Origin of the sequence: Streptomyces hydrogenans, assembly GCF_014656075.1 — a bacterium.
Classification (GTDB): Bacteria; Actinomycetota; Actinomycetes; order Streptomycetales; family Streptomycetaceae; genus Streptomyces; species Streptomyces hydrogenans.
In genome coordinates this window covers 19802-46306 of sequence record NZ_BNBS01000008.1, presented here as the reverse complement: position 1 = coordinate 46306, position 26505 = coordinate 19802, and the positions used below count along the sequence as shown (strand labels likewise).

The following is a 26505-nucleotide window of genomic DNA, read 5'->3' as shown; positions in this document are numbered from 1 at the left end:
CTGGAGGACTCATGACGCCGTTCCCGACCACCCTCGCGCAGGAGCCCGCCGGCGGCGTCGCCGGCTGGGCCACCGGTCTCGTCGACACCCTCGGCGGGCCGGGCGCGGGCGTCGCCATCGCGCTGGAGAACCTCTTCCCGCCGCTGCCGAGCGAGGTGATCCTGCCGCTGACCGGCTTCGCCGCCGGGCAGGGCGTGCTGAGCCTCGCCTCCGCCCTGTTCTGGACGACGCTCGGCTCGGTGGTGGGCGCGCTCGCGCTCTACGCGATCGGCGCGCTCTTCGGCCGGGAGCGGATGCACGCGGTGTGGGCCCGGCTGCCGCTGGTGCGGGTCTCGGACCTGGAGCGGACCGAGGAGTGGTTCCGGCGGCACGGCACGAAGGCGGTGCTCCTCGGCCGGATGGTGCCGATCTTCCGCAGCCTGATCTCGGTGCCCGCCGGGGTGGAACGGATGCCGGTCCCCCTCTTCCTCCTGCTCACCACCGTGGGCAGCCTCGTCTGGAACAGCGTCCTCGTCCTCGCCGGCTACGCCCTCGGCGACCGCTGGGAGCTGGTCGAGACGTACGTGGGCGTGGCCTCCAAGGCCGTCGTCCTCCTGGTCCTCGCGGCGGCCGCGACCTGGCTCGTCGTACGGCTCCGGGGGCGCGGGGCGGAGCCGCGTCACCGCCGCGCCTAGGGTGGGGCGGGTGAGCGGGGGCGAAGGATCGCGGGCGCCGGAAGCGGCGCGGGCGGCGAAGGCGACGGGGGTGGCGGCCGGCTGCGCGACGGCCGTGCCGGGGCTGCTGTACCTGGTGGGGGCGGGGGTGCCGCTCGGGGCCTTCCTGCTGTGGCCGCGCACGCGCGCGTACGCCCTCCGGCTGCTCACCCGGGGCGCCCGGCCGCTCGTGGAACTGGAGCGGAGGCGGCGGACCCGTTTCTTCGCCGACCGGTTCCCCGAGGCGTACGAGGGCGAGGGCGGCGCCCTGAGGTACCTGGCGGTCCGGTCCTGGACGGGGCTCGTGTGCGGGCTCGTGCTGGGGCTGCTCGGCTACGGCGTGGTGCTCGCGGGGCTGCTGGCCGGTGGCGTGGCGGGCGGGACCACCGGGGCGGCGGAGCTGCTGACGCAGCTGGTCCTCGGCGGCGTCCTGCTGTTCCTCGGCCTCCAGGGGCTGGCCGCGCTGACCGCGCTCGACGCCCGACTGGCCCGGGAGCACTTCGGGCCCTCGGAGCGGGAGCTGCTGCGGCGCCGGATCGACGAGCTCTCCGTGAGCCGGGCCGCCGTCGTGGCGGCCGTGGACGCGGAGCGCCGCCGGATCGAGCGGGACCTCCACGACGGGGTGCAGCAGCGGCTCGTGGCGCTCGCCATGCTGATCGGGCGGGCGCGCCGGAGCGGCGGGCGGGACCCGGAGCGGGCGGTCGAACTGCTCGGGCAGGCGCACCGGGAGGCGGGGGAGGTGCTGGCCGAGCTGCGCGAGGTGGCCTGGCGGGCCTACCCGTCGGCGCTGGACAGCCTCGGCCTGGAGGAGGCGATCGGCGGGGTCGCGCAGCGGTGCGCGCTGCCGCTGCGGATCGCGTACGAGGTGACCGGCCCGCTCCCCCGCCCGGTGGAGACGGCCGCGTACTTCGTCGTCTCCGAAGCGGTCACCAACGCCACCAAGCACTCCGCCGCCGGCTCCGTCTCGGTACGGGTGGCCGGGGCGCCCGGCGGGCCGCTGACCGTGCGGGTCGAGGACGACGGCCGGGGCGGCGCGGACCCGGCGGGCAGCGGCCTGACCGGCCTGCGCGGGCGGGTCGCCGCGCTCGACGGCGTCCTGCACGTCGACAGCCCCCTCGGGGGACCCACCACCATCGTCGCGGAGCTGCCGTGCGCGTGATCCTGGCCGAGGACTCGATTCTGCTGCGGGAGGGCCTGGCCCGGCTGCTCGCGGAGGAGGGGCACGAGGTCGTCGGGGCGTTCGGTGACGCGGAGACGCTGGTCGGCGCGACCGAGGCACTGCGCCCGGACGTGGTCGTCGTGGACATCCGGATGCCGCCCACCCACACCGACGAGGGCCTGCGGGCGGCCGTCGAGATCCGCGAACGGCTGCCCGGGACCGGCGTCCTGGTCCTCTCGCAGCACGTCGAGCGGAGCTACGCGGCCCGGCTGCTCGCGACCGGGGCCGAACGGGTCGGCTACCTGCTGAAGGACCGGGTGGCGCAGGTCGAGGAGTTCCTCGACGCGCTGGAACGGATCGGCGCGGGCGGGGCGGCGATCGACCCGGAGGTCGTCCGGCAGCTGGTGGTCCGCAGCGCGCACGCCGATCCGCTGTCCCGGCTGACGCCGCGCGAACGGGAGGTCCTCCAGGTGCTCGCGGAGGGGTGCACGAACGCGGCGATCGGCCGTCGGCTGCACCTGTCCCTGAGCGCCGTGGAGAAGCACCTCAACGCGGTCTTCGACAAGCTGGAGCTGCGCGGGACCGAGGGCCACAGCCCCCGGATCCTCGCGGTGCTGCGCTACCTGGAGGCGTGACCCTCAGGACGGGACGCGGGTCAGCAGGGCGTGCAGGCGGACAAGGGTCCGCTCGTCGCCGAAGCCGCCCGCCTTGATGACGACGGGGACCCGCGGGGCGTCCGCCGGGCCGGCGAGGGTGCCGCGCGCGATGCCCGGTTCGGGCTCGTCGTGGAGGTCGATGCCGTGGGCGCCGAGCGCGCGCAGCACGGCCTCGGCCGTCTCCCCGCCGGTGAGCACCAGCCCGTCGAAGGGGGCGTGCCCGGCCAGGGCCGCCACGGAGGCGGCGAGCGCCCGGGTCAGCTCGCCGGGGTCGGCCCGCCGTTCGTGGGGCGTGTGGAGGATGCGTACGGGGGTGTCGGCGGCCCGCAGCGGGTCGGCGGCCACCGCGCTGACCGCGCCCGGCTCGGCGGCCAGCAGGGCGAGCTGCCTGCGGGTGGCGGGGTTGGCGCTGCCGACCGCGACCAAGGGCCGTACGGAGGGCGGGAGTTCGGCGGACGAAGCGCTGGTGCGCGCGTGATGGCGGGCGAGGGCCGCGGCCAGGCCCGGGGAGCCGACCCACAGGACGGCCCGGTGGTCGGGGACGGCGGCGACGATCCGGTCCAGGTCCGCGTCGGTGGCGGCGGAGCAGACGAAGAGGCCGCCTTCCGGAAGGAGTTCAAACAGCGCATCCGGGCGTCCGGCGTCGACGAGGACGGCCTCCGGGAGGATCCGGGCGAGGTCGGCGGTACGGACGGGGTGCGCGGGGTCGCGGGCGAACTCGCTCTCGTCGACGCGCACTTCGCGGACGTACTGCACGCCGTCGCGGGTGGTCCTGCCCTCGGCCGGGAAAGCGGGCGCGATCACGACGGCCCGCCGCCCCGAACCCTCCAGCGCCGCGCGGATCTCGGCGGCCACGTGCCCCCGGAGCGTCGAGTCGACGGTCTTGAGGAGCAGCCCCGCACCGGCGAGCGCGCGGGCCGCCGCGCGCGTACGGGCGACCGCCCCGGCCTCGTCCAGGAGCCGGCTGCCGAGGTCGACGGCGAGGACCCCGTCCTCCTGCCCGTGCCCGTCGAGCGGGCTGCCGGAGAGCAGCACCCGGGCCGGGTGACCGGCCCTGCGGAAGGGTGCCGCCCCGTCCCCCGCACTGGTCAGGTCGTCGGCGAGGACGGCGACGCGGGGCGGGCTGACGGACGGGGCGGAGTGCATCGGCGGCTTCCTCGGGGTCGTACGGGCGGGGTCGGCTCGCGCCGTCGGCGCGGACCCGGCGCGCGGGCCCGACCCGTGGCGCCCGGCGGGCGCGCTCGCCCCAGCCTCACCCGTGCGGCCCGCTCAGTCCAGCGACCGCCGGAAGCCGTCCCTTCCGGCGCGGCCCGGAGGGCGGGGCCGGGCGAGGACGGTCAGCGCGGCGGCTCCGGCGCGGCGGCACACGGGTGCCGGGTTCACGGGCATGCGGAAACTCCCTTGGGACAGGGGTGGGTTGTCGGCTCGGCGGGGGCCAGGGGCGGGCAGAGGGGACTGCCCTCAAGATCACCGAGCCGTGCCCGACGCTAGCCGGACACCCCCCGGCGCCCCGGCAGGACACACGGCACGACGCCCCTCCCGACACCCGCTCACCGCTTCGGCGGAGCGCGAACGGGGTCGTCCGGCGCGTGCGGGAAGGCGCCGCCGCCGGGGGGCGGGGTGGTGGCGACGGCGGGCGGCGCGGCACGGCGGGGGCGGCCGCCGATCCCGGCCGCTCCCCTTCCGGCGGGGCGCCCGCCGCCCCGGCCCCTCCCCCTCCCCTCCGGCGTGACCACCGGACCCCGCCCTCTCCCCTCCCGCACGAACCCGGCGCGACGCCCGGCCCGGCCCCGGGCTCCCCCCTTCCGGCTCGCCCCCGGGCTCCCACCCTCCGACACACCCCCCCGGCTCGCCCCCGGCCCCGTTCCCGATCGCCGGAACGGGCCGGAATCGGCCCGCATCGGCCGGCAGGCGCCCCGCCGTGGGGCCCGGTGGTCCCGCCGCCACCGGGAGCCACGGGGCAGTGGACGTCACAGTCGTCCGCGTCCCGCGTCCCTGGCCAGCGGCGTCGGCCACCTGGCAGGATCGACGGCATGTTCGCCTCCCTCACCCGCGCCGCCCGCCGCCGCGTCCTCGCGCTCGCGGCCGTGCTGCTCGTGGTGTGCGGGGTGCTGCTGTGGTGGCTGGCGCCCTTCGGAAGCCCGACGCCCCGCGGCTCGATCACGTTCAGCACCGGCGTCCCCTCCGGCGTGTACGAGCGCTACGGCGTGCTGCTGAAGCAGTCGATGGCCAAGGACCTCCCCGAGGTGTCGATCACCCTCACGGACAGCGAGGGCTCCCAGCAGAACCTGGCGCGGGTCGCCTCGGGCGAGGCCGACTTCACGGTGGCGACCGCCGACGCCGTGGCGCAGTACATCCGCGACCGCCGGCCCGGCTTCGAGCGGCTGCGCGGCTGCGCCCGGCTCTACGACGACTACGTCCAGCTCGTGGTGCGCAAGGGCGCCTCCGCCCAGAGCGTCTCCGACCTGCGCGGGCTGCGGGTCGGCGTCGGCCAGGACGGCTCGGGCGTCCGGCTGATAGCGGACCGGGTCCTCGCGGCCGCCGGGCTCACCCCCAACCGGGACGTGACCGCGGTGCCGGTCGGCATCGACTCGATGCCCCGGATGCTGGAGCGGGGCGAGCTGGACGCCTTCTTCTGGTCCGGCGGACTGCCGACCCAGGCCGTGCAGTCGCTGTCGGAGCGGGCCGAGGTCCGGCTGATCCCGATGGACACCGCGCTCGTGGAGGCGCTGCGGGACGTGGGCGAGTCGACGCGCCACTACCGCTCGGCGGTGATCCCGGCCGACGCGTACGCGGCCGCCCAGGACGGGCAGCGGGTGGAGACGCTCGCGGTGGCGAACCTGATGGTGACGACGGCCGAGGCCGATCCGGACCTGGTGGAGGGCTTCACCCGGTCGGTGATCGACAGCCGGGACGCCATCGGCAGCCGGGTGCACCCGGCGCAGCTGGTGGACCTGCGGACGGCCATCTACACGGAGCCGCTCACCCTGCACGACGGCGCCCGCCGCTACTACCGGTCGGTCAAGCCCTGAGCCGTACGGGCTCCGCGCTCACCGCTCGGTCAAGCCCTGAGCCGTACGGACTCCGCGCTCACCGTTCGGCCAAGCCCTGAGTCGTACGGGCTCCGCGCTCACCGTTCGGTCGGCTCGTAGCGCGGCACGGTGACCGTCACGCGGAGGCCGTGGGGGTCGTTCGGGGCGAAGGAGATGCCGCCGCCGGTGGCGGTGAGCAGGACGCGGGCGATGGAGAGGCCGAGCCCCGAGCCCTTGACGTTCTGGTGGCGTCCGGAGCGCCAGAAGCGGTCGCCGACCCGGCTCAGCTCCTCGTCGGTGAGGCCGGGGCCGAGGTCCGCGACGACGACCTCGACGGCGCCCTTGCCGGGCAGGACCCGGACCGTGACCCGCTCGCCCGCCGGCGTGAACTTGAGCGCGTTGTCGACGACCGCGTCGAGCGCGCTGGACAGCGCCACCGGATCCGCCCAGCCGGTGGCCGCGCCGCACTCCCCGACCAACCGCACGCCCTTGTCGTCGGCGACCGGCCGCCAGGAGGCGATCCGCTCGGCGGTGAGCGCGCCGACGTCGGTCAGCCGCAGGTCGGCGGAGGCGTGCTCGGCGAGGGCCAGGTCGAGCAGGTCGTCGAGGACCTGGGCGAGCCGCTTGCCCTCGGTGCGGACGGAGGCGATCTCCTCGTTGCCCTCGGGGAGTTCGAGGGCCAGCAGCTCGATGCGGAGGAGCAGCGCGGCGAGCGGGTTGCGCAGCTGGTGCGAGGCGTCGGCGACGAACGCCCGCTGCTGCTCCAGGGATTCCTCGACGTGGTCGGCCATCTCGTTGAACGAGCGGGCCAGGCGGCGCAGTTCGGGCGGTCCGCCGGCCTCGGCGACCCGGGAGTTCATCCGGCCGGTGGCGATGTCGTGGATGACGCCGTCCAGGACCCGGACCGGGCGCAGGACCCAGCCGGTGAGGCGTACGGCGGCGCCGACGGCGAGGAGCATGGCGGCGGCCTCGCCGGCGAAGATCACCAGCCAGCCGCGCAGGATGCGGGCGCGGAGCTCGCCGGTGGGCGAGTCGGTGACGACGACGGCGACGACGTCCCCGTCGCGGACCACCGGGGAGGCGATGGTGAGGCGGGCGTGCGGCTGCCAGGGCCAGACCTGCGGCGGGTCGTGGCTGCGGCGGCCGAGCAGGGCCTCGTTGAAGGCGCGGCGGCCCTCGCCCTCGTAGGGGACGACCCAGTCCTCGGGGGCGGCGGCCATGGCGCGGTTGTCGCGGTAGAAGATGCCGGCCCGGATGCCGTACACGTCGTGGTAGCTGGCGAGCTCGCCGCCGAGGGTGGTGCGGCGCTCGTCACTGCCGGTGGCGGGGTCTCCGACGAACTGGGCGAGCGCGGCGAAGCGGGCGGCGTCGTCGAGGCGGTCGACGACGACCCGCTGCTGCTGGGCGGCGGCGAGGCTGGCGGCGAGCGGGAAGCCGAGGGCGAGGAGGACCCCGGCCATCAGGACGATGAGCAGGGGGAGGAGTCGGGTGCGCACGGGCGGGGCGGCCGGGGGTTACGCGGCCGGGGCGACCAGGCGGTAGCCGACGCCCCGCACGGTCTCGATCAGGGCGGGCATCCGCAGCTTGGAGCGGAGCGAGGCGACGTGCACCTCCAGGGTGCGGCCGGTCCCCTCCCAACTGGTCTGCCAGACCTCGGAGATGATCTGCTCGCGGCGGAAGACGACACCGGGCCGCTGGGCGAGGAGGGCGAGGAGGTCGAACTCCTTGCGGGTGAGCGCGACGGGCTCGCCGTCGACGCTGACGCGCCGGGTGGGCAGCTCGACGGCGACGGCGCCGAGGCGGAGCACGGCGGAGTCGGCGGCGGAGCCCGTACCGCCGGCGGTCTCCTCGGGTCCGGGTCCCGCGGTGCGCCGGGAGACGGCGTGGATGCGGGCGAGCAGTTCGCCGGTGTCGTAGGGCTTGACGACGTAGTCGTCGGCGCCGAGGTTGAGGCCGTGGATCCGGGAGCGCACGTCGGCGCGGGCGGTCACCATGATCACCGGGGTGGTGGTGAGCTTCCGGATGCGGGCGCAGACCTGGTAGCCGTCCTGGTCGGGGAGGCCGAGGTCGAGCAGGATCACGCCGTACGAGGGCCGGTCGCCCTGTGCGGTGGGGAGGACGGCCTGGAGGGCCTCCTCGCCGTTGCGGGCGTGGGTGACGGCGAAGCCGTGCCTGGCGAGGATCGCGGAGAGGGCCGCGGCGACGTGGTCGTCGTCCTCGACGAGCAGCAGTCGCATGGTCTTCTCCTCTCGTTCGCCGGGGTGCCCCGGGGCCGGGGCATGAACGCCCATGAACGCCGATCACCGCCGCCCCAGTCAAGTGTCCCCCGGCGGCCCGTCCGCTTCCGTTATCCACCCGGTACGGCCTCCGAGCCCGGCTTCACCCAGAGTGCCCGACTGTAGTCCTATCGTTATCCTCAATTTCCGCTCAGATGTGATGACGGCCGTCCGGACGTGTCTCTAGTGTCCTCCCAACCGAGGAGGACGGAGCAAGAGGCCGATGAGCGGAGTGGCAGTGTCCAAGGATCACGAGGACTCCCCGCGGGCGCAGGAGGACCTGGTCGTCCTGTCCGGGGTGAACAAGCACTTCGGCGCGCTGCACGTGCTGCAGGACATCGACCTCACGATCGGCCGCGGTGAAGTCGTCGTCGTCATCGGGCCGTCGGGATCCGGCAAGTCGACGCTGTGCCGCACGATCAACCGCCTGGAGACCATCGACGCGGGATCGATCTCGATCGACGGCAAGCCGCTGCCCGCGGAGGGCAGGGAGCTGGCCCGGCTGCGGTCGGACGTCGGCATGGTCTTCCAGTCGTTCAATCTCTTCGCGCACAAGACCGTGCTCGAGAACGTGATGCTGGGCCAGATCAAGGTCCGCGGCACGGAGAAGAAGGCGGCGGAGGCCAAGGCCCGCACCCTGCTGGAGCGGGTGGGCGTGGCCGCGCAGGCGGAGAAGTACCCGGCGCAGCTCTCCGGCGGCCAGCAGCAGCGCGTGGCGATCGCCCGCGCGCTCGCCATGGGCCCGAAGGTCATGCTCTTCGACGAGCCGACCTCGGCCCTGGACCCCGAGATGATCAACGAGGTCCTGGAGGTCATGCAGCAGCTGGCCCGCGAGGGCATGACGATGGTGGTCGTGACCCACGAGATGGGCTTCGCCCGCTCCGCGGCGGACCGGGTCGTCTTCATGGCCGACGGCAGGATCGTCGAACAGGCCAGCCCCGAGGAGTTCTTCAGCAACCCGCGCAGCGACCGGGCGAAGGACTTCCTCTCCAAAATCCTGCACCACTGAGCGAGTCGACGATCTAGTCTTCGCAACTCACCGCTACCCAAGGGACGTTCACCCATGAAGCTTCGCAACGCCTCCGCGGCCGCCGCGGCCGCCGTCGTCCTCGCCCTGACCGCCACCGCCTGCGGCTCCGGCTCGGACTCGGGCAGCAACGGCGACAAGATCACCATCGGCATCAAGTTCGACCAGCCGGGTCTCGGCCTGAAGACCCCGGACGGCTCGTACGCGGGCTTCGACGTGGACGTCGCCAAGTACGTCGCCAAGGAGCTGGGCTACGACGAGGGCAAGATCAACTGGAAGCAGGCGCCCTCCGCCGAGCGCGAGAACCTCATCAAGAACGGTGACGTCAAGTTCGTCGTCGCGAGCTACTCGATCAACGAGAAGCGCCTCAAGGAGGTCGACTTCGCGGGTCCGTACTTCCTGACCCACCAGGACCTGCTGGTCCGCGCCGACGACTCCTCGATCACCAAGGTCGAGGACCTCAACTCCAAGAAGCTCTGCTCGGTCACCGGCTCGACCTCCGCGCAGAACGTCAAGGAGAAGCTGGCCCCGCAGGCCGACCTCCAGCAGCTCGGCGGGTACTCGGAGTGCCTGACCGGCCTGGAGAACAAGGCCGTCGACGCCCTCACCACGGACGCCTCCATCCTCGCGGGCTACGCCTCGCAGAAGGAGCACCAGGGCAAGTTCAAGCTCGCGGGCCTCTCGATGAGCGACGAGAACTACGGCATCGGCATCAAGAAGGGCGACTCCGAGCTCAAGGGCAAGATCAACAAGGCCCTGGAGAAGATGGTGTCCGACGGCACCTGGGACAAGCTCGTGAAGACGCACTTCGGCCCGTCGGGCTACAAGAACGAGCCGGCCCCGAAGATCGCGGGCTGACCTCGCCCCTCGCCGTGACGGCCGCCCCCGCGGGGCGCGGCCGCCACGGCACCACCGGCCGCTGCCGACGCACCGGCCGTCCGACCGACCGACCACCAGGGGAGAGCGCGGGGCATCGTGTTCGACTTTCTTGATTCCGGGCAGTACGACCTGCTCGGCGCCTTCTGGGTGACGGCTCAGCTCGCCCTCTACTCGGCGATCGGATCGCTGATCTGGGGCACCGCCCTGGTCGCCATGCGGGTCAGTCCGGTCCCGCTGATGCGCGGCTTCGGCACCGCGTACGTGAACCTCGTCCGCAACACCCCGCTGACCGTGGTCATCGTGGCCTGCTCCTTCGGCCTCAACCAGACCCTCCAGGTCACCCTCGGCGGCGACGACTTCGAGCAGATCGGCTTCCGGCTCGCGGTCCTCGGACTCACCGCGTACACAGGCACGTTCGTCTGCGAGGCACTGCGCTCCGGCATCAACACGGTCCCGGCCGGCCAGGCGGAGGCGGCCCGCGCCCTGGGCATGAGCTTCACCCAGGTCCTGACGCTGGTGATCCTGCCGCAGGCGTTCCGCGCGGCCATCACCCCGCTCGCCAACGTGCTCATCGCCCTCACCAAGAACACGACGGTGGCGGCGGCGATCGGCGCGACCGAGGCGGCCCTCCTGATGAAGGAGATGATCGAGAACGAGGCCCAGGCGCTCTTCACCGTCTTCGGGATCTTCGCCTTCGGCTTCATCGTCCTGACCCTCCCCACCGGCCTCTTCATGGGCTGGGCGGCCAAGCGACTGGCGGTGAAGCGATGAACTCCGTCCTCTACGACGTCCCCGGCCCCAAGGCCAAGGCGCGCAACGTCGTCTACACGATCGTCTTCCTCGCCGTCCTGGGCCTGGCGGCCTACTGGGTGCTCTCCGCCATGGCGGACAAGCACCAGCTGGAAGCCGCCAAGTGGAGCCCGTTCGTCACCGACTCCCAGGTCTGGACGACGTACCTGCTGCCCGGCCTGGTCGAGACCCTGAAGGCCGCCGCGCTCTCCATCCTCATCGCGCTGCCGCTCGGCGCGGCCCTCGGCATCGGCCGGCTCTCCGACCACCGCTGGGTGCGGGTCCCGGTGGGCGTGGTCGTCGAGTTCTTCCGGGCCATCCCGGTGCTGCTGCTGATGATGTTCGCCAGCGCCGTCTACGCCCAGTTCACGCCCGTCAGCTCCGACTTCCGCCCCCTGTACGCGGTCGTCACCGGCCTGGTGCTCTACAACGCCTCCGTCATCGCCGAGATCGTCCGCGCCGGCGTCCTCTCGCTCCCCCGGGGCCAGGGCGACGCGGCCGTCGCGCTCGGCATGCGCAAGGGCCAGACCATGCTGTACGTGCTGCTGCCGCAGGCCGTCACGGTCATGCTCCCCGCCCTGGTCAGCCAGCTCGTCGTCATCGTGAAGGACACCGCGCTCGGCGGCGCGCTCCTCGGCTTCGGCGAACTGCTCAGCCAGAACCGGCAGATCACCGCGAACTACGGCGCCAACACCATCGCCGCCTTCACCGTCATCGCCCTCATCTACATCGCGCTCAACGCCCTCCTCACCTACCTCGCCGCCCGCCTGGAGCAGCGGCTCCGGCAGGGCCGCAAGGCCACCGCGGTGAAGGACGTCGCCCCCGTCGTGAACGTCGAGATGGGCGGGGCGAGCACCGGCGGCCTCTGAGCCCCACCCGTACGACCACCACCCCGACGGCCCGGTTTCCCCCAAGTTCCGCGCCCGTCCACTTCCGGCCCCGTCGCCTTCACCCGGACCGCCCGCTTCCGGTGAAAGCGCCGGGGCCGGAGGTCCTGGTGGGGCCGGAAGGGGTACCCGAGGTCGCCCGGACCCCCTCGCGGCGGGCCTTCCGGCACGCCGGCCGCACCACGCCCACCGCGTCACTTGACGCAAAACACCCTGACTGGGTTGCATACGGTCTGTGATCAAGCACCGGGCTCGTGCCACACTCTGCTGTGCTGCCCCCATGACTTTCCGGCCTTTTGGAGCCGCGCCGTGGACCCGGTGATCATCGTGGGCGCGGGGCCGGTCGGCCTCGCGCTCTCCCTCGCGCTCGCCGCGCAGGGCGTGCCCAGCGTCGTCCTCGACGAGACCTCCGGCAAGGAGGAACCGCGCCCCGCGCGGACCGTCGTGCTGCGCGCCGACATGGCCGCCCTGGTCGAGCGGCTGGGCTGCGCCACCGTCCGGGACGAGGGACTGCGCTGGGTCGGCTGGCGCGGCATGCGGCGGCGCCAGCAGCCTCGCGAGGTCGCCTTCGACCTGGGGCTCGGCGGCACCGAGGAGTGGTCCGAGGACCCCGACTCCCCCGCCGCGCCGGCCGCTCCCCTGCACATCCCGCAGCACGCGCTGGCCCGCGGGCTGCGCGACGCCATCGCCCGCGAACCCCTCGTCCGGCTCGTCACCGACGCCCGTCTGGACACCGTCGAGCAGGACCGCACCGGGGTCACGGCCCACACCCGCGGCCCGGACGGCACATGGTGGCGCGGCAGCCACCTCGTCGGCTGCGACGGCGCCCGCTCGACCGTCCGCAAGCTGCTCGGCGTCCGCTTCCCCGGCCGCACCGCCGTCGAGCGGCACGCGGTCGCCGCCCTGCGCACCGAACTCCCCTGGCCCGGCGAGTCCCTGCTGCACCGTCAGCCCCCGTGGCGCGGGGTCGGCGAGGAGATCACCGCCCGTCCACTGCCCGACGGGGTGTGGCGGATCGACTGGCTGCTGCCGCCCCGCGGCGAACTCGTCACCCCGGACGCCCTGGTCACCCGGATCCGCGAGACCCTGGCGGGCTGGTGCGAGGGCACGACTCCCCCGTACGAGCTCCTCGACACCGGCGTGCACACCCTGCACCACCGGCTCGCCCGCCGGTGGCGCGTCGACCGGGTGCTGCTCGCCGGGGACGCGGCCCACCTGCTGGGCGCGGTCGGCACCCAGGGCCTCGACGAGGGACTCCGGGACGTCGACAACCTCGCCTGGAAGCTCGCCCTCACCTGGCACCGCTCCGCCCCGGACGCGCTGCTCGACAGCTACCAGAGCGAGCGCCGGACGGCGATCGCCGCACGGCTGCGCGCGGCCGACCAGGCCCTGCCCGCGCTGCGCGGCGGCGGGGGTCTGCGGACCTACCTGCCGGGCGTGATGCGCGGCCACGACGCCCTGCTGACCGACGGGCACCTGGGCCGGGGCCCGCTGGGCGCCTCGCCCGCCTACCCGCACTCGCCGCTCGCCGCGCCCTTCAGCGAGGGCATGGTCCCGGTGGGCACCCCGCTCGGCGCGCCGGTCGAGGACGTGCGGGTCACCGCACCCGACGACACGACGGTACGGCTCCGGGACCGGCTGGGGCAGGCCCGCTTCCTGGTCCTGCTCGTCGCCCCCGGCTCCGGGGTGTGGGAGCGCAGGCACTGGCGGACGGCCGGTCTGATGCCCCGTCTGGAGGAGGCCGCGGAGGCGCTTCCGGTGGCCTCCGAGGTGCTGGTGACCGACGCCTATCCGGGCGCCCCGGCCCACGCCGTCCTGCTCGTCCGCCCCGACGGCCACCTGGTCGCCGCCTTCGCGGGCGTACGCCCCGAGGAGCTCCACGCGGCGGCGGAGGCGGCCCGCGGCAGCGCCCCGGAAGAGGCCCTGGAGGAGGGGCCTGAGGGACGGCAGGAGAAGGCCGGACGATCCGGGGCCGCGTCCCCGGAGCCGGTGGTCCCGGTGGAGGTCCCCGCACCGGCCGAGGCGTCCCTGGGACACGACCGGACCGTGGACGTCCATTGATTCGCGCGGGCGCGCGTGGTGTACTCCGGAACGTGACCGACACCGATGTGCGCCTGTGGCGGAGGGTCCATATGGACCTGATCCGCTATGCGGGCTGCGTGTGTCGCCCGTCCTTCTGAACTCGCTTCCCTTCCCCCGCGCGCCCGCCCGCCCCGGACACCCGTCCGTCGCGGTGTCCTCGGCGACCCCCGGGCCTCCCGGCCGGTCCCCCGGCGGCACGCGCACCCCAGCGACTCCAGGACGGTCCTCCGTGCCCGCGTCTTCTGTCACTCCCTCCCCCTCCCCCGCCCGGGCGGCCGCCGGTCCGCCGACGGCGGCCGAGCTGCTCGACTTCGTCCGCCGCACCGCGGCCGACCAGGCCCTCGTCGACTCCCTGCCGCTCGATCCCGAGGGCCGCACCTGGGTACGTCTGGACGGCCCCGGCGGCAGTGAGGCATGGCTCATCGGCTGGCCGCCCGGCACCGGCACCGGCTGGCACGACCACGCCGAGTCCTTCGGCGCCTTCGCCACCGCGCGCGGCAGTCTGACCGAGCACGCGCTCGCCGTCCGTCTCCCGGCGGGCGGCTGGAAGACCCTGGAGCTGGCCGAGGGACTCGACCGCTCCCGCCGGCTCGACGCGGGCACCGGCCGCGCCTTCGGCCGCGACCACGTGCACGAGGTCCTGAACGCCTCCCCCGACGGCCACGCGATCTCGGTGCACGCCTACTACCCGCCGCTCCCGCTGATCCGGCGCTTCAGCCGGACGGGCGCGGTGCTCCGTCTGGAGCAGGTCGAGCGTCCGGAGGACTGGCAGTGAGCGGCGAGCGCGTCGGCATCGACGAACTGCTGGAGCGGGTCCGGTCCGGTCTCGACCGGATCGACGCCCGCACCGCGTACGAGGAGTACGAGTCGGGCGCGGCCCTCCTGGTCGACACCCGCTACGCGGCCCTGCGCGAGCGGGACGGCCTGGTCCCGGGCGCGCTGGTCGTGGAACGCAACGAGCTGGAGTGGCGGCTCGACCCCCTGGGCAGCCACCGCTCCCCGCGAGCCACCGGCCATGACCTGCGGGTGGTGGTCTTCTGCAACGAGGGCTACGCCTCCTCCCTGGCAGCGGAGTCCCTCCGCCGTCTGGGCCTGCACCGGGCGACCGACCTGATCGGCGGTTTCCAGGCGTGGAAGGCGGCGGGCCTCCCGGTCCTCCTGCCCGCGGGCCGGACGGCACCCTGACGGACGGCCCGGTCCTCCGGTGATGGCTGGGGCCCGGCCCCCGGGCGACGGCTACAGTCCGGTCCCCCGGGTGACGGCTGGGCCCGGTCCTCCAGGTGACGACTACGGCCCGGTCCTTCAGGTGGCGGCTGAGGCCCGGTCCTCCGGGTGGCGGGCTGGGGCGGGCGGCTCGCCGGAGGGCTCTAGTAGCCCTCCTCCAGTCCGTCGGTGGACTCGCCCTCCTCCTCCAGCGCCTGGCGGACCACCCGCAGGGCCATGCCCTCGGGGTAGCCCTTGCGGGCGAGCATCCCGGCGAGGCGTCTGAGCCGGCGGTCGCGCTCGAGACCGCGGGTGGCGCGGAGCTTGCGCTCCACCAGCTCGCGCGCGGTGACCTCCTCCTGCTCGGAGTCCAGTTGGTTGACGGCCTCCTGCACGAGACCGGGGTCGATGCCCTTGGTGCGCAGCTCGCGGGCGAGGGCGCGACGGGCGAGGCCCCGCCCGTGGTGGCGGGACTCCACCCAGGCGTCGGCGAAGGCGGCGTCGTCGATGAGGCCCACGTCCTCGAAGCGGGCGAGGACCTCATCGGCGATGTCGTCGGGGATCTCCCGCTTGCGCAGGGCATCGGCCAGCTGCCTGCGCGTGCGGGGGGTTCCGGTGAGCAGGCGCAGGCAGATCGCCCGCGCCCGCTCAGCCGGATCCTGGGGTGACAGCTCCTTCTCGGCCCTCGACGAGTCGGGGCTGTCACCCGGCCATTCGGTGCGCCCGGTCACCGGTTCAGCTCTTGGCCGCGGTGGCCTTGGTCGCCTTGGCGGTCTTGGCCGCGGCGGCCGGGGCGGCCTTGGCGTCGTCGGTGCCGGCCGGGTCCGCCGCGTCGGCCGGGTCGGTGGCCGGCTCGGCCGTGGCGGCCTCGGGACGGACGCCGACGCCCAGCTTCTCCTTGATCTTCTTCTCGATCTCGTTGGCGAGGTCGGGGTTGTCCTTCAGGAAGTTGCGGGCGTTCTCCTTGCCCTGGCCGAGCTGGTCGCCCTCGTACGTGTACCAGGCGCCGGCCTTGCGGACGAAGCCGTGCTCCACGCCCATGTCGATCAGGCCGCCCTCGCGGCTGATGCCCTGGCCGTAGAGGATGTCGAACTCGGCCTGCTTGAACGGCGGCGCGACCTTGTTCTTCACGACCTTGCAGCGGGTGCGGTTGCCGACCGCGTCGGTGCCGTCCTTGAGGGTCTCGATGCGGCGGATGTCGATGCGCACCGAGGCGTAGAACTTGAGCGCGCGGCCACCGGTCGTGGTCTCCGGCGAGCCGAACATCACGCCGATCTTCTCGCGGAGCTGGTTGATGAAGATCGCGGTGGTCTTGGACTGGTTGAGCGCGCTGGTGATCTTCCGGAGGGCCTGGCTCATCAGTCGGGCCTGGAGACCCACGTGGGAGTCGCCCATCTCGCCCTCGATCTCCGCGCGCGGGACGAGCGCGGCGACGGAGTCGATGACGATGAGGTCGAGGGCGCCGGAGCGCACCAGCATGTCGACGATCTCGAGGGCCTGCTCGCCGTTGTCCGGCTGGGACAGGATGAGGTTGTCGATGTCGACGCCCAGCTTGCGGGCGTACTCGGGGTCGAGGGCGTGCTCGGCGTCGATGAAGGCGACCTGTCCGCCGCTCTTCTGCGCGTTGGCCACGGCGTGCAGGGTCAGGGTCGTCTTGCCGGAGGACTCCGGGCCGTAGATCTCCACGACACGGCCACGCGGCAGACCGCCGACGCCGAGGGCGACGTCGAGGGCGGTCGATCCGGTGGAGATCACCTCGATCGGCTCCTGGGTACGGTCACCCATGCGCATCACGGCGCCCTTGCCGAATTGGCGTTCAATCTGTGCGAGCGCGGCGTCGAGCGCCTTCTCGCGGTCGGTTCCTGCCATGGGTTCCACCCGGGGTGCTTGAGTCGATCGCTTCATGTGAAAGACGCTAACCCCTGCCACTGACAATGGGCCCTCGCGTCTCTCCGACCTGTGGACAACTCGCCGAGATGCCCGCGATTCCAAGGGCCGGAGCCTTCATGAGAATAGATGTTCGATTTTCGTGTCAAGCGCGCCACGCCCGCCCTGTGGACAACCTCCGGTCCCGTCGGCGAGGCCGTCCCGCGGCGGCGCCACCACCCCTACCGACCGCCCGTCCCGCCGGCGTCCCCCACCCCGTCGAAGCCCGGTCCCGCCTCCCGGTCGGCCCGCGACAGCGTCTCGCCGATCATGCGGGTGGCGAAGTCGCGGTCCCCGGCGATCCGGTTGATGTGCTCGGCGAGCAGGAGCGCGGTGGCCTCCAAGGCGGTCATCTCCTCCTTGGTCCAGTCCCCGTACTGCCTGCGCCAGAGGCTCGGACTCAGGCCGGTGCCCGCCGCGATCACCAGGCCGGCCATGGTGGGGATCGCCTCCGGACGGACGCTCCGGGGCATCATCCGCAGCGTGACCACGAGACTGGGGACCACGTACTCGATCACGTCCCGGTCGTGCTCCTCGTGGACCTGGCGCAGCCACTTCATGAAGATGAAGACGAGCGTGCAGGCGCCGTCCAGGAGGTCGTGGACGCCCCGCAGGTCCAGGGACGCGGTGAGCTGGTCGAGCAGCTTCTGCTGCTCGGGGTCGGTCCCGGTCCTGCCGTCCTGGACGGCCCTGAGCCGGGAGTCGATCACCATGAGCGCCCCGTCCACGTCACCGGCGGGGGCGTATCGGGGGTCGCAGGGCGATGACACAGGATTCCTCCTCGTAGGACCGCGTCGGCACGGTCAGTCCGTACGGTAGGAGGCTCATCGGACGACTTCCGGCGGATCGCAGGAAACGCCCTTCAGACGACTGAAAGCGGACCCGGCACGTTGACCGGCGGAACCGGCGGCCGAGGGACCCGGCGAGTGGACCGGCGGAACCGGCGACCGACGGACACGGCGAGTCGACCGGCCGAACCAGCGGCCGACGGCCCAGCCTGCCGACCCGCCCGGCCTCAGCTCCCGGGGAGGCCGTCGTGGACCGCGCTCCGGCCGGCCGGAACCACCGGCAGCAGCTCCGGGCGCTTGGCGGCCCGGCCGTCGCCGGAGGACCGGCCGCGCACCCGGCGCGCGAGCCAGGGCCCGAGGAAGGATCCGGCCCAGGCGAGTTCACCGGCGGCGGCGCGCAGGCGCGTGGGGGCCGGGCGGGGCGGCAGCGGCCGGGCCCACCCGTCGCCGCTGCCGGGGAGGGAGAGCGCGTCGGCGACGGCCTCCGCGATGCGCGCGTGCCCGAGCGGGGAGGCGTGCAGCCGGTCGGCGCTCCACATCCGGGGGTCGGTGACGACCTCGTGGTGGGCGGTCTCGGCGACGGTCACGCCGTGCCGGCGGGCGGCCTCCCGGATCCGGTCGTTGAGGGCGTGGACCCGGGGCGCGAGGGGGCGGGCGAGCGGGGTGATGCGGCCGACGTCGGGGAAGGTGAGGGTCGCCACGTGGACGCCCTGACCGGTCAGGGCCGCGAAGACGGCCTCCAGGTGGCCGGCGGTCTCGTCGGCGTCGAAGCCCGGCCGGAGCAGGTCGTTCACTCCGGCGACGACGGTGGCGAGGTCGGGCCGCAGCGCGAGGGCCGCCGGCAGCTGTTCCGCCCGCACCGCGCCGGCCAGCCGGCCCCGCACGGCGAGGTTGGCGTACCGGACGCCGGGGTCGGTGCGGGCGAGGTGCTCGGCCAGCCGGTCGGCCCAGCCGCGCAGGCCGGTGAGGTCGTCCCCGTCGCCGACGCCCTCGGTCTGACTGTCGCCGAGGGCCACGTACCGCCGGTATCCGTGCGCGCTCATCCGCAGGCCACCTTCCCGTCTCTTCCTACCCGACCCGCTACCTATTCAACTCTTTTACTATAGGGCGACCGAACGGCCCGCGCCGCCCACCCCGCCTATCCTTCGACCCATGCGCCTCCCGCCCCGGACCGCCGACGCCCTGATCGCCGGCCTGGTCCTCCTCCTGGTGACGGTCTGGACGCTGATCTCGGGGTGGCACACGCACGAGTCCGCCGAGCGCGCCGCGCTCGGCTGGGCCCTCGTGCTCGTCGGCTGCGGCGCCCTCGCCCTCCGGCGCGCGTGGCCCGTCGCCGTCGCCGTCGTCACCCTCCTCGCGTGCGTGGCCTACTACCCGCTCTCCGAGCAGGACGGGCCGCTCATGATCGCCTTCGCGCTCGCGCTCTACACCACCGCCGCGGAGGGCCGGTTCGCCGCCGCCGTGGCGCTCGCGGCGGTCACCCTGCTCGCGGTCGGCCTCGGGGAGGCCCGCCAGCGGCCGGGCCACCGCCAGATCGACGAGACCGCGCTCGCCATGCTCGCCGGCTGGCTGATCAGCCTGGTCGCGGTCGGCCGCGCCCAGCGCACCCGGACCGCCTACCTCCACGAGGTGGAGCAGCGCGCCCTCGCCGCCGAGCGCGAGCAGGAGGCCCGTGCCCGGCAGAGCGCCACCGAGGAACGGCTGCGGATCGCCCGCGAACTCCACGACGTCCTCGGCCACACCGTCTCCCTCATCAACGTGCAGTCCGGCGCCGCCCTGCACCGGCTCGCCAAGCGCCCCGACCCCGAGAGCGCGCTGACGACCGCCACCGAGGCCCTGACGGCGGTCCGCACCACCAGCAAGGACGCCCTCCGGGAGCTGCGCGCCACGCTCGGGGTGCTGCGCGGCGCCGACGAGGCGGCGCCGACCGCCCCGCCCGCTTCCGGTCTGGCCCTCCTCGGCGAGCTGACCGCCCGGGCCCGCGCCGCCAGCCTCGACGTGCGCACCCGGGTCACCGGCACGCCCGTCCCGCTGCCGCCGCCCGTCGACCTCGCCGCGTACCGCATCGTGCAGGAGTCGCTCACGAACGTGACCCGCCACTCGGCCGCCGGGACCGTCACCGTCACCCTGGACTGGGCGGCGGAGACCGGTACCGTACGGATCCGGGTCGCGGACGACGGCGGGGGCGCGGCACCGGACCCCGTGGGTCCGGACGGCTCCGGGGCGTCCGGCGGCAGCGGCGTCCGGGGCATGGCCGAGCGGGCCCGCGCCCTCGGCGGGACGCTCACCGCGGGACCGGCCGGCGGCGGCTTCGCCGTCGACGCCCGGCTCCCCACGACCCTCGCCCCGCGGGAAGGGAAGCAACGATGATCCGCGTCGTGCTCGCCGACGACCAGACGCTCGTCCGTGCCGGCTTCCGGTCGATCCTCTCCGACGAGGAGGACATCGAGGTCGCCGGCGAGGCCGGGGACGGCGCGCGAGCCGTCGCGCTCGCCGCCGAACTCCACCCGGACGTCGTCCTCATGGACATCCGGATGCCCGTGCTCGACGGCCTGGAGGCCACCCGCCGGATCACCGCCGACCCGCGGCTCGACGGCGTGAAGGTCGTCATCCTCACCACCTTCGACGAGGACGAGCACGTGTACGGGGCGCTACGCGCCGGCGCGTCCGGGTTCCTCGTCAAGGACACCGAGCCGATGGAACTGCTGCACGCGGTGCGGGTCGTGGCCCGGGGCGACGCGCTCATCGCCCCGGCGGTGACCCGCCGGCTGATCGCGGAGTTCGCGGGGCGCGCCGACCCGTCCGGTCGCCGCCCGGACCCGGCCGGGCGCCTGGACGCCCTCACCGACCGCGAGCGGGAGGTGCTGGGCCTGGTCGGGGCCGGGCTGTCGAACGACGAGATCGCGGGCCGCCTCGTCCTCTCCCCCGCCACCGCCAAGACCCACGTCAGCCGGATCATGACCAAGCTGGAGGTCCGGGACCGGGCCCAGCTGGTCGTCCTGGCCTACGAGTCGGGGATGATCACCCCCGGCTGGCTGGCCTGACGGTCCCGCACGGCCCCCTCGGCTCGGGGTCACCCTTAGGGGACCGGGACCGCCCCGATCAACTTTCGTGGTACTCCGGCGACCGCACCTGTCATCCGGGGTTGTACGGCGCCCGCCGCCGATTGTCACCCCTGGTCAGATGTGGGGCGGGGGGCCGCCCGCGCATGCTGACGGAGTGCATCAGGACGTACTCGATCTCGCGCGGCTGCAGTTCGGCCTCACCGCCGCAGGCCACTTCCTCTTCGTCGCCCTCACGCTGGGCCTCGGCACGATCGTGGCCGTCCTCCAGACCCGCGCCACGCTCACCCGGCGGCCGGAGGACGACCGCCAGGTCCGCTTCTGGGGCCAGCTGTACGTGATCAACTACGCGGTCGGGATCGTCACCGGCCTCGTCATGGAGTTCCAGTTCGGCATGGCCTGGAGCGGCCTCACGCACGAGGCGGGCAACATACTCGGCGCGTCCCTGGCCGTGGAGACGCTCGTCGCGTTCTTCGTCGAGTCCACCTTCCTCGGCCTGTGGATCTTCGGCTGGCACCGGCTCGGGCGCTGGGCGCACCTGGCGACGATCTGGGTCGTCGTCCTGACCGCCTACCTCTCCGCGTACTGGATCCTCGTCTCCAACGGCTTCCTCAACCACCCGGTGGGGTACGGCTCCGAGGACGGCACGCTGGTCCTCACCGACCCCGCAGCGGTCCTCACCAATCCGGCGGCGCTCCTCCCGCTCGTCCACATCCTGGCGGGCGCGCTGCTCACGGCGGGCTTCCTGATGGCGGGGATCAGCGCCTACCACCTCTTCCGGCGGACGGCGGAGGCGGACTTCTTCCGGCGCGGCCTGCGCACCGGGGTGTACGTCGCGGCGCCGGCGCTGTTGGCGGCGGCGGTGAGCGGCGGGCTCCAGTTCGCCGCCCTCGCCTCCTTCCAGCCGATGAAGTCGGCCGTCTTCGGGGGCCGGGCGGCCGAGGTGGCCCGGGTGCAGGCCGAGTTGACGAGCCGGTTCGGCCCCGGCGACTACATACCGTCGGAGGGCTGGACCCAGGGCGGCGGTCTGGTGATGCTGATCTCCTTCGGCCTGATGATGTACCTCTGCTTCGCCGGGGTGATCCTGGCCGCCTTCCGGAAGGTCGTCCTGCGCTTCCGGCTCTGGCACCTGGTCCTGATGGCCTCCGTGCCGCTGCCGTACCTCGCCATGACCGGCGGCTGGGTCTTCCGCGAGGCGGGCCGGCAGCCCTGGGTGGTGTACGGCCTGCTGAGGACCGAGGACGCCGTCTCGGACCTCTCCCCCGGCACCATGCGGCTCTCGCTGACCGTGTTCGCCACGCTCTTCCTGCTCCTCGCGGTCCTCAACGGCTGGCTGATGGCCCGGCACGCCCGCCGCGGCCCCGACGATCCGGGTCTCGGCCGGGACGAGCGCGCCGCCGGGGACTCACCGCCCGTGCCGGCCACACCCCTGTCCCGCTACTGACCCGTACCGCCCCGCCCCCTGTCTTCGGCACGAGGAGAACCGTGGAAACCCTGGCCGTCGTCCTGCTCGCCTGCTGCGTCACCGGCTGGTTCGTGCTCGCCGGCACGGACATCGGCAGCGGCATGCTGCTGCCCTGGCTCGGCCGCGGCGACGCCGAGCGCCGGCTCGTCCTTGCCTCCTTCGCCCCCTTCTTCCTGGGGAACGAGGTGTGGCTGGTCGCCACCGCCGGCGTCCTCGTCGGCTGCTTCCCCGCGCTGGAGGGCGAGCTGCTGAGCGGTCAGGCGCCGGTCCTCGTGGCCCTGCTGGCCGGGTGGATCGTGCGGGACGCGGGGCTGTGGTCGCGGGGTCGGGGGCCGGGGCCCCGCTGGCGGGCGGCCTGCGACGCCGCCGTGACGGTTGGCAGCTGGGCGGTCGCGCTGTCCTGGGGCCTGCTGCTCGCGGCCCTCCTCACCGGCAGACCGTACGAGCCCGCTGCCGGGCCCGTCGCGGTCGTGGCCGCGCCGGCGGTCGCCGCCCTGTTCGCGGCGCACGGTCTCGGCTTCGCCTCGCTGCGGCTCACCGGCGCCCCCTACCAGCGGGCCCGGCGGCTGGTCGGCCGTGCCGGGCGGCCCTGGCACCCGCTCGCCCTCACCGCCGTCCTGCTGGGCGGGCTGCCGCTCTGGGCGGGGACGGCGCTGCCGCTGGCCGAGCGGGCGGCCAGCGCCGGGACGCTCGCGCTGCTCGTCCTGGCGCTGGCCGTGGTCACCCCGCTGCTCGTCGCGGTCCAGGCTTGGGTCTGGTACGCGTTCCGGGGCCGCGTCACCGGGCCCTCGTACCTGTGAGCCGTCCCGTCACGCGTCCTCGGAGCCGCCCGAGCCGTCCTTCTTGTGCTGGAGGGCCTTCTGGAGCCGTGCCACCACCGCCTCGCCGTACCGCCGGTGGCCGTGCACCCGCGGGTCGTCCATGACGGCGTACCGCTTCACGTATGCCCCCAGGAAGGCCTGGAGGGTGGCCACGGCCGGGATGGCGATCAGCGCGCCGACCGCGCCGAGCAGGGCCGTGCCCGCGATCACCGAGCCGAAGGCCACCGCCGGGTGGATGTCGACCGTCTTGGAGGTGAGCTTCGGCTGGAGGACGTAGTTCTCGAACTGCTGGTAGACCACGACGAAGCCGAGCACCCACAGGGCGTACCAGGGGTTCACGGTGAAGGCGATCAGCATCGGGAGCGCACCGGCCAGATAGGTGCCGATGGTGGGGATGAACTGCGAGACCAGGCCGACCCAGACGGCGAGCGCGGGGGCGTACGGCACGTCCAGGATCTCGAAGAGCACGAAGTGCGCGATGCCGGAGATGAGGGCCATCAGACCGCGCGAGTAGAGGTAGCCGCCGGTCTTGTCGACGGCGATCTCCCAGGCGCGCAACACCTCGGCCTGCCGGGCGGGCGGCAGGACGGAGCAGAGCGCGCGGCGCAGCCGGGGTCCGTCGGCGGCGAAGTAGAAGGCGAAGAGGAAGATCGTCAGGAGCCGGAAGAGCCCGCCGAGGACGGTGGCCGAGACGTCGAGGACACCGGTGGCGCTGTTCTGCACGTACTTCTGCAGCCAGTCCGACTTGAGCACGCTGTCCTGGACCTCGACCCGGGAGAGCTCGGTGTGGAAGGTCTGGTTGATCCAGTTGATCAGCGAGTCGAGGTACTTGGGGAAGTTCTCGACCATGTCGACGATCTGCCCGGCGAGCATCGAGCCGAGCAGCACGACGAAGCCGATGCCGAAGGCGAGGACGCCGAAGAAGACGAGGAAGGTGGCGAGTCCCCGGCGCATCCCGCGCGCCGCCATGCGGCCGACGGCGGGTTCGATGGCGAGGGCGAGGAAGAAGGCGAGCAGGACGTTGACGAGCAGGCCGACGAGTTGGTGGAAGGCCCAGTTGCCGAGCTGGAAGCAGGCGTAGAGGGCGAGGGCGAGGACCATCGCGCGGGGCAGCCAGCGGGGCATGCGCGGCCCGGGCGCCGAAGGGGTGGCGGGAAGCCCGGAGGGCGGCCGCCCCCCGGAGTCGCCGGCGGGGTCGCCGGACGACGCGCTCGCGTCGGGCGTCACGCCCGGGGCGACGACGGGCGTCGCGGGTGTCTTCCGGGCGGTCTTCTCGGTGTCGTCAGTCGGAGCCACCCCGCAAGTCTCGCGCACCCGGCGGACAATCCGCCCGGGTCCTCGCGGATCGCCCCGGGAGGCCGTTCAGCGCTTCTCGGCCGGGACGTCCATGGCGCCGCAGACGACCCGCCACACGTCCTTCGCCTCCCAGCCGGCGTCCAGCGCCTCGTGGACGGTCCGGCCGCCCAGTTCGGACAGGACGTGGTCCCGCGCGAAGGAGTCCGCGTACCCGGAGCCGAAGTGGTCGGCCATCCGCTCCCAGAAAATCGTCAACCGCATGACTCCAGTATCCCGCTCCCAAGAGTGCAGCCCGGCCGCCGGGGCTTGCCACCGCGCGGTTCCGCCCTACGGTCGGAACATGGCCGAAAAACCCCTCTCTTCCCCGCCCTCTCCGTCGGCGGCCCCCGGGTCGCCGCTGGCCCGCGCCGAGCGGTTCGTCTGGCTGACGGCCCGCGTGCTCGAACAGCGCCGTTTCGCCTACCACTTCCTGCGCGGCGGCGCGGACCCGGTGGAGGCGGCCCTGACCGCGTACCTCGACGAGGACGGCGGTTACGGCCACGCGCTCGAACCGGACCTGCGGGGCCCGGTCAGCCAGCCGCTGCACACCGCGCACGCGCTGCGGGTCCTGGACTCCATCGGGCGCTGCGGTGGACTGCGGGTGGAGCGGATCTGCCGCTATCTGACGGCGGTCTCCACGCACGAGGGGGCACTGCCGGCGATCCACCCCTCCCAGCGGGCCTATCCGTCGGCTCCGTTCGTGCCGGTCGTCGACGACCCGCCCGGCGAGCTGCTCTCGACCGGCCCGGTGGTCGGCACGCTCCATCGCAACCAGGTGTGGCACGCCTGGCTGTTCCGGGCCACCGAGTTCTGCTGGACGGCGGTGGAGTCGCTGGAGAAGTCGCATCCGTACGAGGTGCAGGCGGCGGTTGCCTTCCTCGACTCCGCTCCGGACCGGCCCCGGGCCGAGGCGGCGGCCGACCGGCTCGGGCGGCTGGTGCGCGAGCAGCGGCTCGCCGTCCTGGACCCGGACCGCCCCGAGGAGTTCCCGGTGGCCGACGGGTACGCGCCCGGCGAGCACCACTATCCGCACGACTACGCGCGCGTGCCGGACTCGCTCGCCCGCGGCTGGTTCACCGACGAGGAGCTGTCCCGCTCGCTGGACTTCCTCGCGGCGGAGCAGTCCGAGGACGGGGGCTGGCCGCTGCGTTGGCGGGCCTGGGCGCCGGGCTCGGCCCTGGAGTGGCGGCCGATCGTCACGATCGAGGCGCTGCGCACCCTGCGCGCCTACGGACGGCCCCTGGACGGCTGATCCCGGTCCACGCGCGCGTGGACCGGGAGACCGGTTCCCGTGCGGGCGCGATCAGCCGCCCAGGGCCCGTACCCCCGCGGTCACCGCGACGGCGGCGCCCACGACGACCAGGAAGGGCGCGCGCAGGACGAGGGCGAGCGCGGCGGCGGCCACGCCCGCGGCCCGCGCGTCGACGGTGAGGGAGGTGCCGGTGGCGAAGGTCTGCTGGGCGGTGAGCGCCGCGAGCAGGGCGACGGGAAGGAGGGCGGCGAGCCTCTGGACGAGCGGCCGCTCCAGGGTCTGGGCCGGGACGAGCAGACCGGCCAGCTTGACCAGGTAGCAGCCGGCGACGGTGAGTCCGATCGCGATCCAGACCTGGGTGGTGTTCAGGGCGTTCATCGGGCGGTCTCCTCTTCCTGTTCCGGCCGCTTCCCCGCCCGGCGGCCCCGGGCCCAGAGCACGGCCGGGGCGGCGAGCGCCGCGACCAGGACCGGGACGCCGGCCGGGAGCACCGGCAGCAGGCCCAGGCCGAGGACGACGGCGATCCCGGCGGTGGCCCGCTCGGTCGCCGTCCTCAGCATCGGGGCGAGCAGCGCCAGGAAGACGGCCGGGCCCGCGGCGTCCAGGCCCCAGGCGGCGGTGTCGCCGATGGCCTCGGCGCCGAGCGCCCCGAGCAGCGTGGTGAGGTTCCACAGGACGTAGAGGGTGAGCCCGGTGACGGTGAAGCCGAGCCGGGCGGACCTGCGGTCCGGCTGGGCGAGGGCGACGGCGGTGGTCTCGTCGATGACCCACTGCGCGGCGAACGGCTTCACGGGCCTCGGCAGGGCGAGCAGCTGGGAGAGCCGCAGCCCGTAGAAGGCGTTGCGGGTGCCGAGGAAGAACGCGCCCGCGGCGGCCGTGAACGGGTTCCCGCCGCCGGCGAGGGCGCCGACGAGGGCGAACTGCGAGGCGCCCGTGAAGACGAGCAGGCTGAGCGCGCAGGTCTGGAGCAGGGTGAGCCCGGCACCGGCCGAGGTCACGCCGAAGGCGAAGCCGGAGAGCCCGACGGCGACGCCGACGCCGAGCGCGTCCCGGACGACGGCCGCTTCGGGCTTGCTCGCGGCGCCGGCCCCGGCCGGCCCGCTCCCGGCCGTACCGGCGGACGGGTCCTCGCGTATGTCCCGCGTGGCGGGGTGTGCTGTCTTTTCTGCCACGC

At 74.1% G+C, this 26505-nt stretch carries 28 protein-coding genes; 17 read left to right on the top strand and 11 right to left on the bottom strand.

Annotated features, from left to right (window positions below; genetic code table 11):
- Positions 1-11 precede the first annotated feature (11 nt).
- From IE321_RS05960 to IE321_RS05950, 3 genes are read left to right on the top strand one after another with little or no spacing between them, the layout of a single operon-like run.
- The gene (locus tag IE321_RS05960) at positions 12-674 is read left to right on the top strand and encodes a DedA family protein (protein WP_043228242.1); all 663 of its coding nucleotides are present in this window, start codon (positions 12-14) and stop codon (positions 672-674) included.
- Between the two features lie 10 nt (positions 675-684).
- Entirely contained in the window at positions 685-1851 is a 1167-nt protein-coding gene (locus IE321_RS05955; RefSeq protein WP_226651401.1) for a sensor histidine kinase, read from the top strand.
- A complete protein-coding gene (locus IE321_RS05950) occupies positions 1842-2486 on the top strand; it encodes a response regulator transcription factor (protein ID WP_190222027.1) in 645 nt (214 codons plus the stop codon). Before IE321_RS05955 ends, IE321_RS05950 begins: the two co-directional genes overlap by 10 nt.
- Before the next feature lie 3 nt (positions 2487-2489).
- On the opposite strand, the gene IE321_RS05945 is transcribed toward IE321_RS05950, so the two are convergent.
- Positions 2490-3653 (bottom strand): four-carbon acid sugar kinase family protein, encoded by a 1164-nt coding sequence (locus IE321_RS05945; protein WP_190222026.1) that lies wholly within the window; start codon positions 3651-3653, stop codon positions 2490-2492.
- 887 nt (positions 3654-4540) lie between these two features.
- Between IE321_RS05945 and IE321_RS05940 the strand changes: the two genes are divergently transcribed.
- A complete protein-coding gene (locus IE321_RS05940; protein WP_190222025.1) occupies positions 4541-5539 on the top strand; it encodes a TAXI family TRAP transporter solute-binding subunit in 999 nt (332 codons plus the stop codon).
- A gap of 98 nt (positions 5540-5637) precedes the next feature.
- Here IE321_RS05940 and IE321_RS05935 read toward each other — a convergent pair whose 3' ends face one another.
- Together IE321_RS05935 and IE321_RS05930 are read right to left on the bottom strand one after the other, a co-directional pair.
- Entirely contained in the window at positions 5638-7035 is a 1398-nt protein-coding gene (locus IE321_RS05935) for a sensor histidine kinase (protein ID WP_190222024.1), read from the bottom strand.
- A gap of 18 nt (positions 7036-7053) precedes the next feature.
- Entirely contained in the window at positions 7054-7776 is a 723-nt protein-coding gene (locus IE321_RS05930; protein WP_043228233.1) for a response regulator transcription factor, read from the bottom strand.
- Between the two features lie 262 nt (positions 7777-8038).
- Here IE321_RS05930 and IE321_RS05925 point away from each other — a divergent pair, with 262 nt between their 5' ends.
- The 8 genes from IE321_RS05925 (at position 8039) to IE321_RS05895 (ending at position 14664) form a co-directional block, all read left to right on the top strand.
- Positions 8039-8824 carry an amino acid ABC transporter ATP-binding protein gene (locus IE321_RS05925; RefSeq protein ID WP_043228232.1) on the top strand — a complete coding sequence of 262 codons (786 nt, stop codon included), beginning with the start codon at positions 8039-8041 and terminating at the stop codon, positions 8822-8824.
- Positions 8825-8878: 54 nt separating this feature from the next.
- The gene (locus tag IE321_RS05920; protein ID WP_043228230.1) at positions 8879-9700 is read left to right on the top strand and encodes a glutamate ABC transporter substrate-binding protein; all 822 of its coding nucleotides are present in this window, start codon (positions 8879-8881) and stop codon (positions 9698-9700) included.
- Positions 9701-9817: 117 nt separating this feature from the next.
- The gene (locus tag IE321_RS05915) at positions 9818-10492 is read left to right on the top strand and encodes an amino acid ABC transporter permease (RefSeq protein ID WP_190222023.1); all 675 of its coding nucleotides are present in this window, start codon (positions 9818-9820) and stop codon (positions 10490-10492) included.
- Entirely contained in the window at positions 10489-11379 is an 891-nt protein-coding gene (locus tag IE321_RS05910) for an amino acid ABC transporter permease (RefSeq protein ID WP_190222022.1), read from the top strand. Before IE321_RS05915 ends, IE321_RS05910 begins: the two co-directional genes overlap by 4 nt.
- A 327-nt stretch (positions 11380-11706) precedes the next feature.
- Positions 11707-13458 (top strand): FAD-dependent monooxygenase, encoded by a 1752-nt coding sequence (locus IE321_RS05905; protein WP_190222021.1) that lies wholly within the window; start codon positions 11707-11709, stop codon positions 13456-13458.
- A 32-nt stretch (positions 13459-13490) separates the two neighbouring features.
- Positions 13491-13577: a putative leader peptide gene (locus IE321_RS43140; RefSeq protein ID WP_346768519.1), complete on the top strand. Its 87-nt coding sequence runs from the start codon at positions 13491-13493 to the stop codon at positions 13575-13577.
- Positions 13578-13708: 131 nt separating this feature from the next.
- Positions 13709-14254 carry a cupin domain-containing protein gene (locus IE321_RS05900; RefSeq protein ID WP_190222020.1) on the top strand — a complete coding sequence of 182 codons (546 nt, stop codon included), beginning with the start codon at positions 13709-13711 and terminating at the stop codon, positions 14252-14254.
- Entirely contained in the window at positions 14251-14664 is a 414-nt protein-coding gene (locus IE321_RS05895; protein WP_190222019.1) for a rhodanese-like domain-containing protein, read from the top strand. The genes IE321_RS05900 and IE321_RS05895 overlap by 4 nt, the downstream gene beginning before the upstream one ends.
- Before the next feature lie 182 nt (positions 14665-14846).
- Here IE321_RS05895 and recX read toward each other — a convergent pair whose 3' ends face one another.
- The 4 genes from recX to IE321_RS05875 all read right to left on the bottom strand — a co-directional run bounded on the left by recX (position 14847) and on the right by IE321_RS05875 (position 18439).
- A complete protein-coding gene (gene recX / locus IE321_RS05890; RefSeq protein ID WP_190222018.1) occupies positions 14847-15413 on the bottom strand; it encodes a recombination regulator RecX in 567 nt (188 codons plus the stop codon).
- 4 nt (positions 15414-15417) lie between these two features.
- Positions 15418-16551, bottom strand: coding sequence for a recombinase RecA (gene recA / locus IE321_RS05885; protein WP_190222017.1), 1134 nt, complete (start codon positions 16549-16551; stop codon positions 15418-15420).
- A 239-nt stretch (positions 16552-16790) separates the two neighbouring features.
- Positions 16791-17378: a hypothetical protein gene (locus IE321_RS05880; RefSeq protein WP_190222016.1), complete on the bottom strand. Its 588-nt coding sequence runs from the start codon at positions 17376-17378 to the stop codon at positions 16791-16793.
- 245 nt (positions 17379-17623) lie between these two features.
- Positions 17624-18439 carry an SGNH/GDSL hydrolase family protein gene (locus IE321_RS05875; protein WP_190222015.1) on the bottom strand — a complete coding sequence of 272 codons (816 nt, stop codon included), beginning with the start codon at positions 18437-18439 and terminating at the stop codon, positions 17624-17626.
- 109 nt (positions 18440-18548) lie between these two features.
- Between IE321_RS05875 and IE321_RS05870 the strand changes: the two genes are divergently transcribed.
- The 4 genes from IE321_RS05870 to IE321_RS05855 all read left to right on the top strand — a co-directional run bounded on the left by IE321_RS05870 (position 18549) and on the right by IE321_RS05855 (position 22723).
- Positions 18549-19766 (top strand): sensor histidine kinase, encoded by a 1218-nt coding sequence (locus tag IE321_RS05870; RefSeq protein WP_190222014.1) that lies wholly within the window; start codon positions 18549-18551, stop codon positions 19764-19766.
- Complete coding sequence (locus IE321_RS05865; protein ID WP_043228220.1) at positions 19763-20440, top strand: response regulator; 678 nt, start codon at positions 19763-19765, stop codon at positions 20438-20440. Before IE321_RS05870 ends, IE321_RS05865 begins: the two co-directional genes overlap by 4 nt.
- 175 nt (positions 20441-20615) lie before the next feature.
- Entirely contained in the window at positions 20616-21902 is a 1287-nt protein-coding gene (locus IE321_RS05860; protein ID WP_190222013.1) for a cytochrome ubiquinol oxidase subunit I, read from the top strand.
- Positions 21903-21943: 41 nt separating this feature from the next.
- Complete coding sequence (locus IE321_RS05855) at positions 21944-22723, top strand: cytochrome d ubiquinol oxidase subunit II (RefSeq protein ID WP_190222012.1); 780 nt, start codon at positions 21944-21946, stop codon at positions 22721-22723.
- A gap of 9 nt (positions 22724-22732) precedes the next feature.
- Here IE321_RS05855 and IE321_RS05850 read toward each other — a convergent pair whose 3' ends face one another.
- Together IE321_RS05850 and IE321_RS05845 are read right to left on the bottom strand one after the other, a co-directional pair.
- Positions 22733-23869 (bottom strand): AI-2E family transporter, encoded by a 1137-nt coding sequence (locus IE321_RS05850; RefSeq protein WP_043228264.1) that lies wholly within the window; start codon positions 23867-23869, stop codon positions 22733-22735.
- Positions 23870-24106: 237 nt separating this feature from the next.
- Positions 24107-24301 carry a DUF3046 domain-containing protein gene (locus tag IE321_RS05845; RefSeq protein WP_043228215.1) on the bottom strand — a complete coding sequence of 65 codons (195 nt, stop codon included), beginning with the start codon at positions 24299-24301 and terminating at the stop codon, positions 24107-24109.
- A 79-nt stretch (positions 24302-24380) separates the two neighbouring features.
- On the opposite strand from IE321_RS05845, the gene IE321_RS05840 reads away from it, so the two are divergent.
- Positions 24381-25331 (top strand): hypothetical protein, encoded by a 951-nt coding sequence (locus IE321_RS05840; protein WP_043228212.1) that lies wholly within the window; start codon positions 24381-24383, stop codon positions 25329-25331.
- A 51-nt stretch (positions 25332-25382) separates the two neighbouring features.
- Here IE321_RS05840 and IE321_RS05835 read toward each other — a convergent pair whose 3' ends face one another.
- Positions 25383-25709: an AzlD domain-containing protein gene (locus IE321_RS05835; RefSeq protein WP_043228211.1), complete on the bottom strand. Its 327-nt coding sequence runs from the start codon at positions 25707-25709 to the stop codon at positions 25383-25385.
- Positions 25706-26503, bottom strand: coding sequence for an AzlC family ABC transporter permease (locus tag IE321_RS05830; protein ID WP_372470198.1), 798 nt, complete (start codon positions 26501-26503; stop codon positions 25706-25708). The genes IE321_RS05835 and IE321_RS05830 overlap by 4 nt, the downstream gene beginning before the upstream one ends.
- Positions 26504-26505 lie beyond the last annotated feature (2 nt).

What these genes read in the sequence shown, in the direction of transcription:
- IE321_RS05960 (WP_043228242.1), top strand. Translation starts at nt 12, where the DNA reads ATGACGCCGTTCCCGACCACCCTCGCGCAGGAGCCCGCCGGCGGCGTC.
- IE321_RS05945 (WP_190222026.1), bottom strand. Translation starts at nt 3,653, where the DNA reads ATGCACTCCGCCCCGTCCGTCAGCCCGCCCCGCGTCGCCGTCCTCGCC.
- IE321_RS05940 (WP_190222025.1), top strand. Translation starts at nt 4,541, where the DNA reads ATGTTCGCCTCCCTCACCCGCGCCGCCCGCCGCCGCGTCCTCGCGCTC.
- IE321_RS05930 (WP_043228233.1), bottom strand. Translation starts at nt 7,776, where the DNA reads ATGCGACTGCTGCTCGTCGAGGACGACGACCACGTCGCCGCGGCCCTC.
- IE321_RS05925 (WP_043228232.1), top strand. Translation starts at nt 8,039, where the DNA reads ATGAGCGGAGTGGCAGTGTCCAAGGATCACGAGGACTCCCCGCGGGCG.
- IE321_RS05920 (WP_043228230.1), top strand. Translation starts at nt 8,879, where the DNA reads ATGAAGCTTCGCAACGCCTCCGCGGCCGCCGCGGCCGCCGTCGTCCTC.
- IE321_RS05910 (WP_190222022.1), top strand. Translation starts at nt 10,489, where the DNA reads ATGAACTCCGTCCTCTACGACGTCCCCGGCCCCAAGGCCAAGGCGCGC.
- recA (WP_190222017.1), bottom strand. Translation starts at nt 16,551, where the DNA reads ATGGCAGGAACCGACCGCGAGAAGGCGCTCGACGCCGCGCTCGCACAG.
- IE321_RS05875 (WP_190222015.1), bottom strand. Translation starts at nt 18,439, where the DNA reads ATGAGCGCGCACGGATACCGGCGGTACGTGGCCCTCGGCGACAGTCAG.
- IE321_RS05870 (WP_190222014.1), top strand. Translation starts at nt 18,549, where the DNA reads ATGCGCCTCCCGCCCCGGACCGCCGACGCCCTGATCGCCGGCCTGGTC.
- IE321_RS05865 (WP_043228220.1), top strand. Translation starts at nt 19,763, where the DNA reads ATGATCCGCGTCGTGCTCGCCGACGACCAGACGCTCGTCCGTGCCGGC.
- IE321_RS05850 (WP_043228264.1), bottom strand. Translation starts at nt 23,869, where the DNA reads ATGCCCCGCTGGCTGCCCCGCGCGATGGTCCTCGCCCTCGCCCTCTAC.
- IE321_RS05845 (WP_043228215.1), bottom strand. Translation starts at nt 24,301, where the DNA reads ATGCGGTTGACGATTTTCTGGGAGCGGATGGCCGACCACTTCGGCTCC.
- IE321_RS05840 (WP_043228212.1), top strand. Translation starts at nt 24,381, where the DNA reads ATGGCCGAAAAACCCCTCTCTTCCCCGCCCTCTCCGTCGGCGGCCCCC.
- IE321_RS05835 (WP_043228211.1), bottom strand. Translation starts at nt 25,709, where the DNA reads ATGAACGCCCTGAACACCACCCAGGTCTGGATCGCGATCGGACTCACC.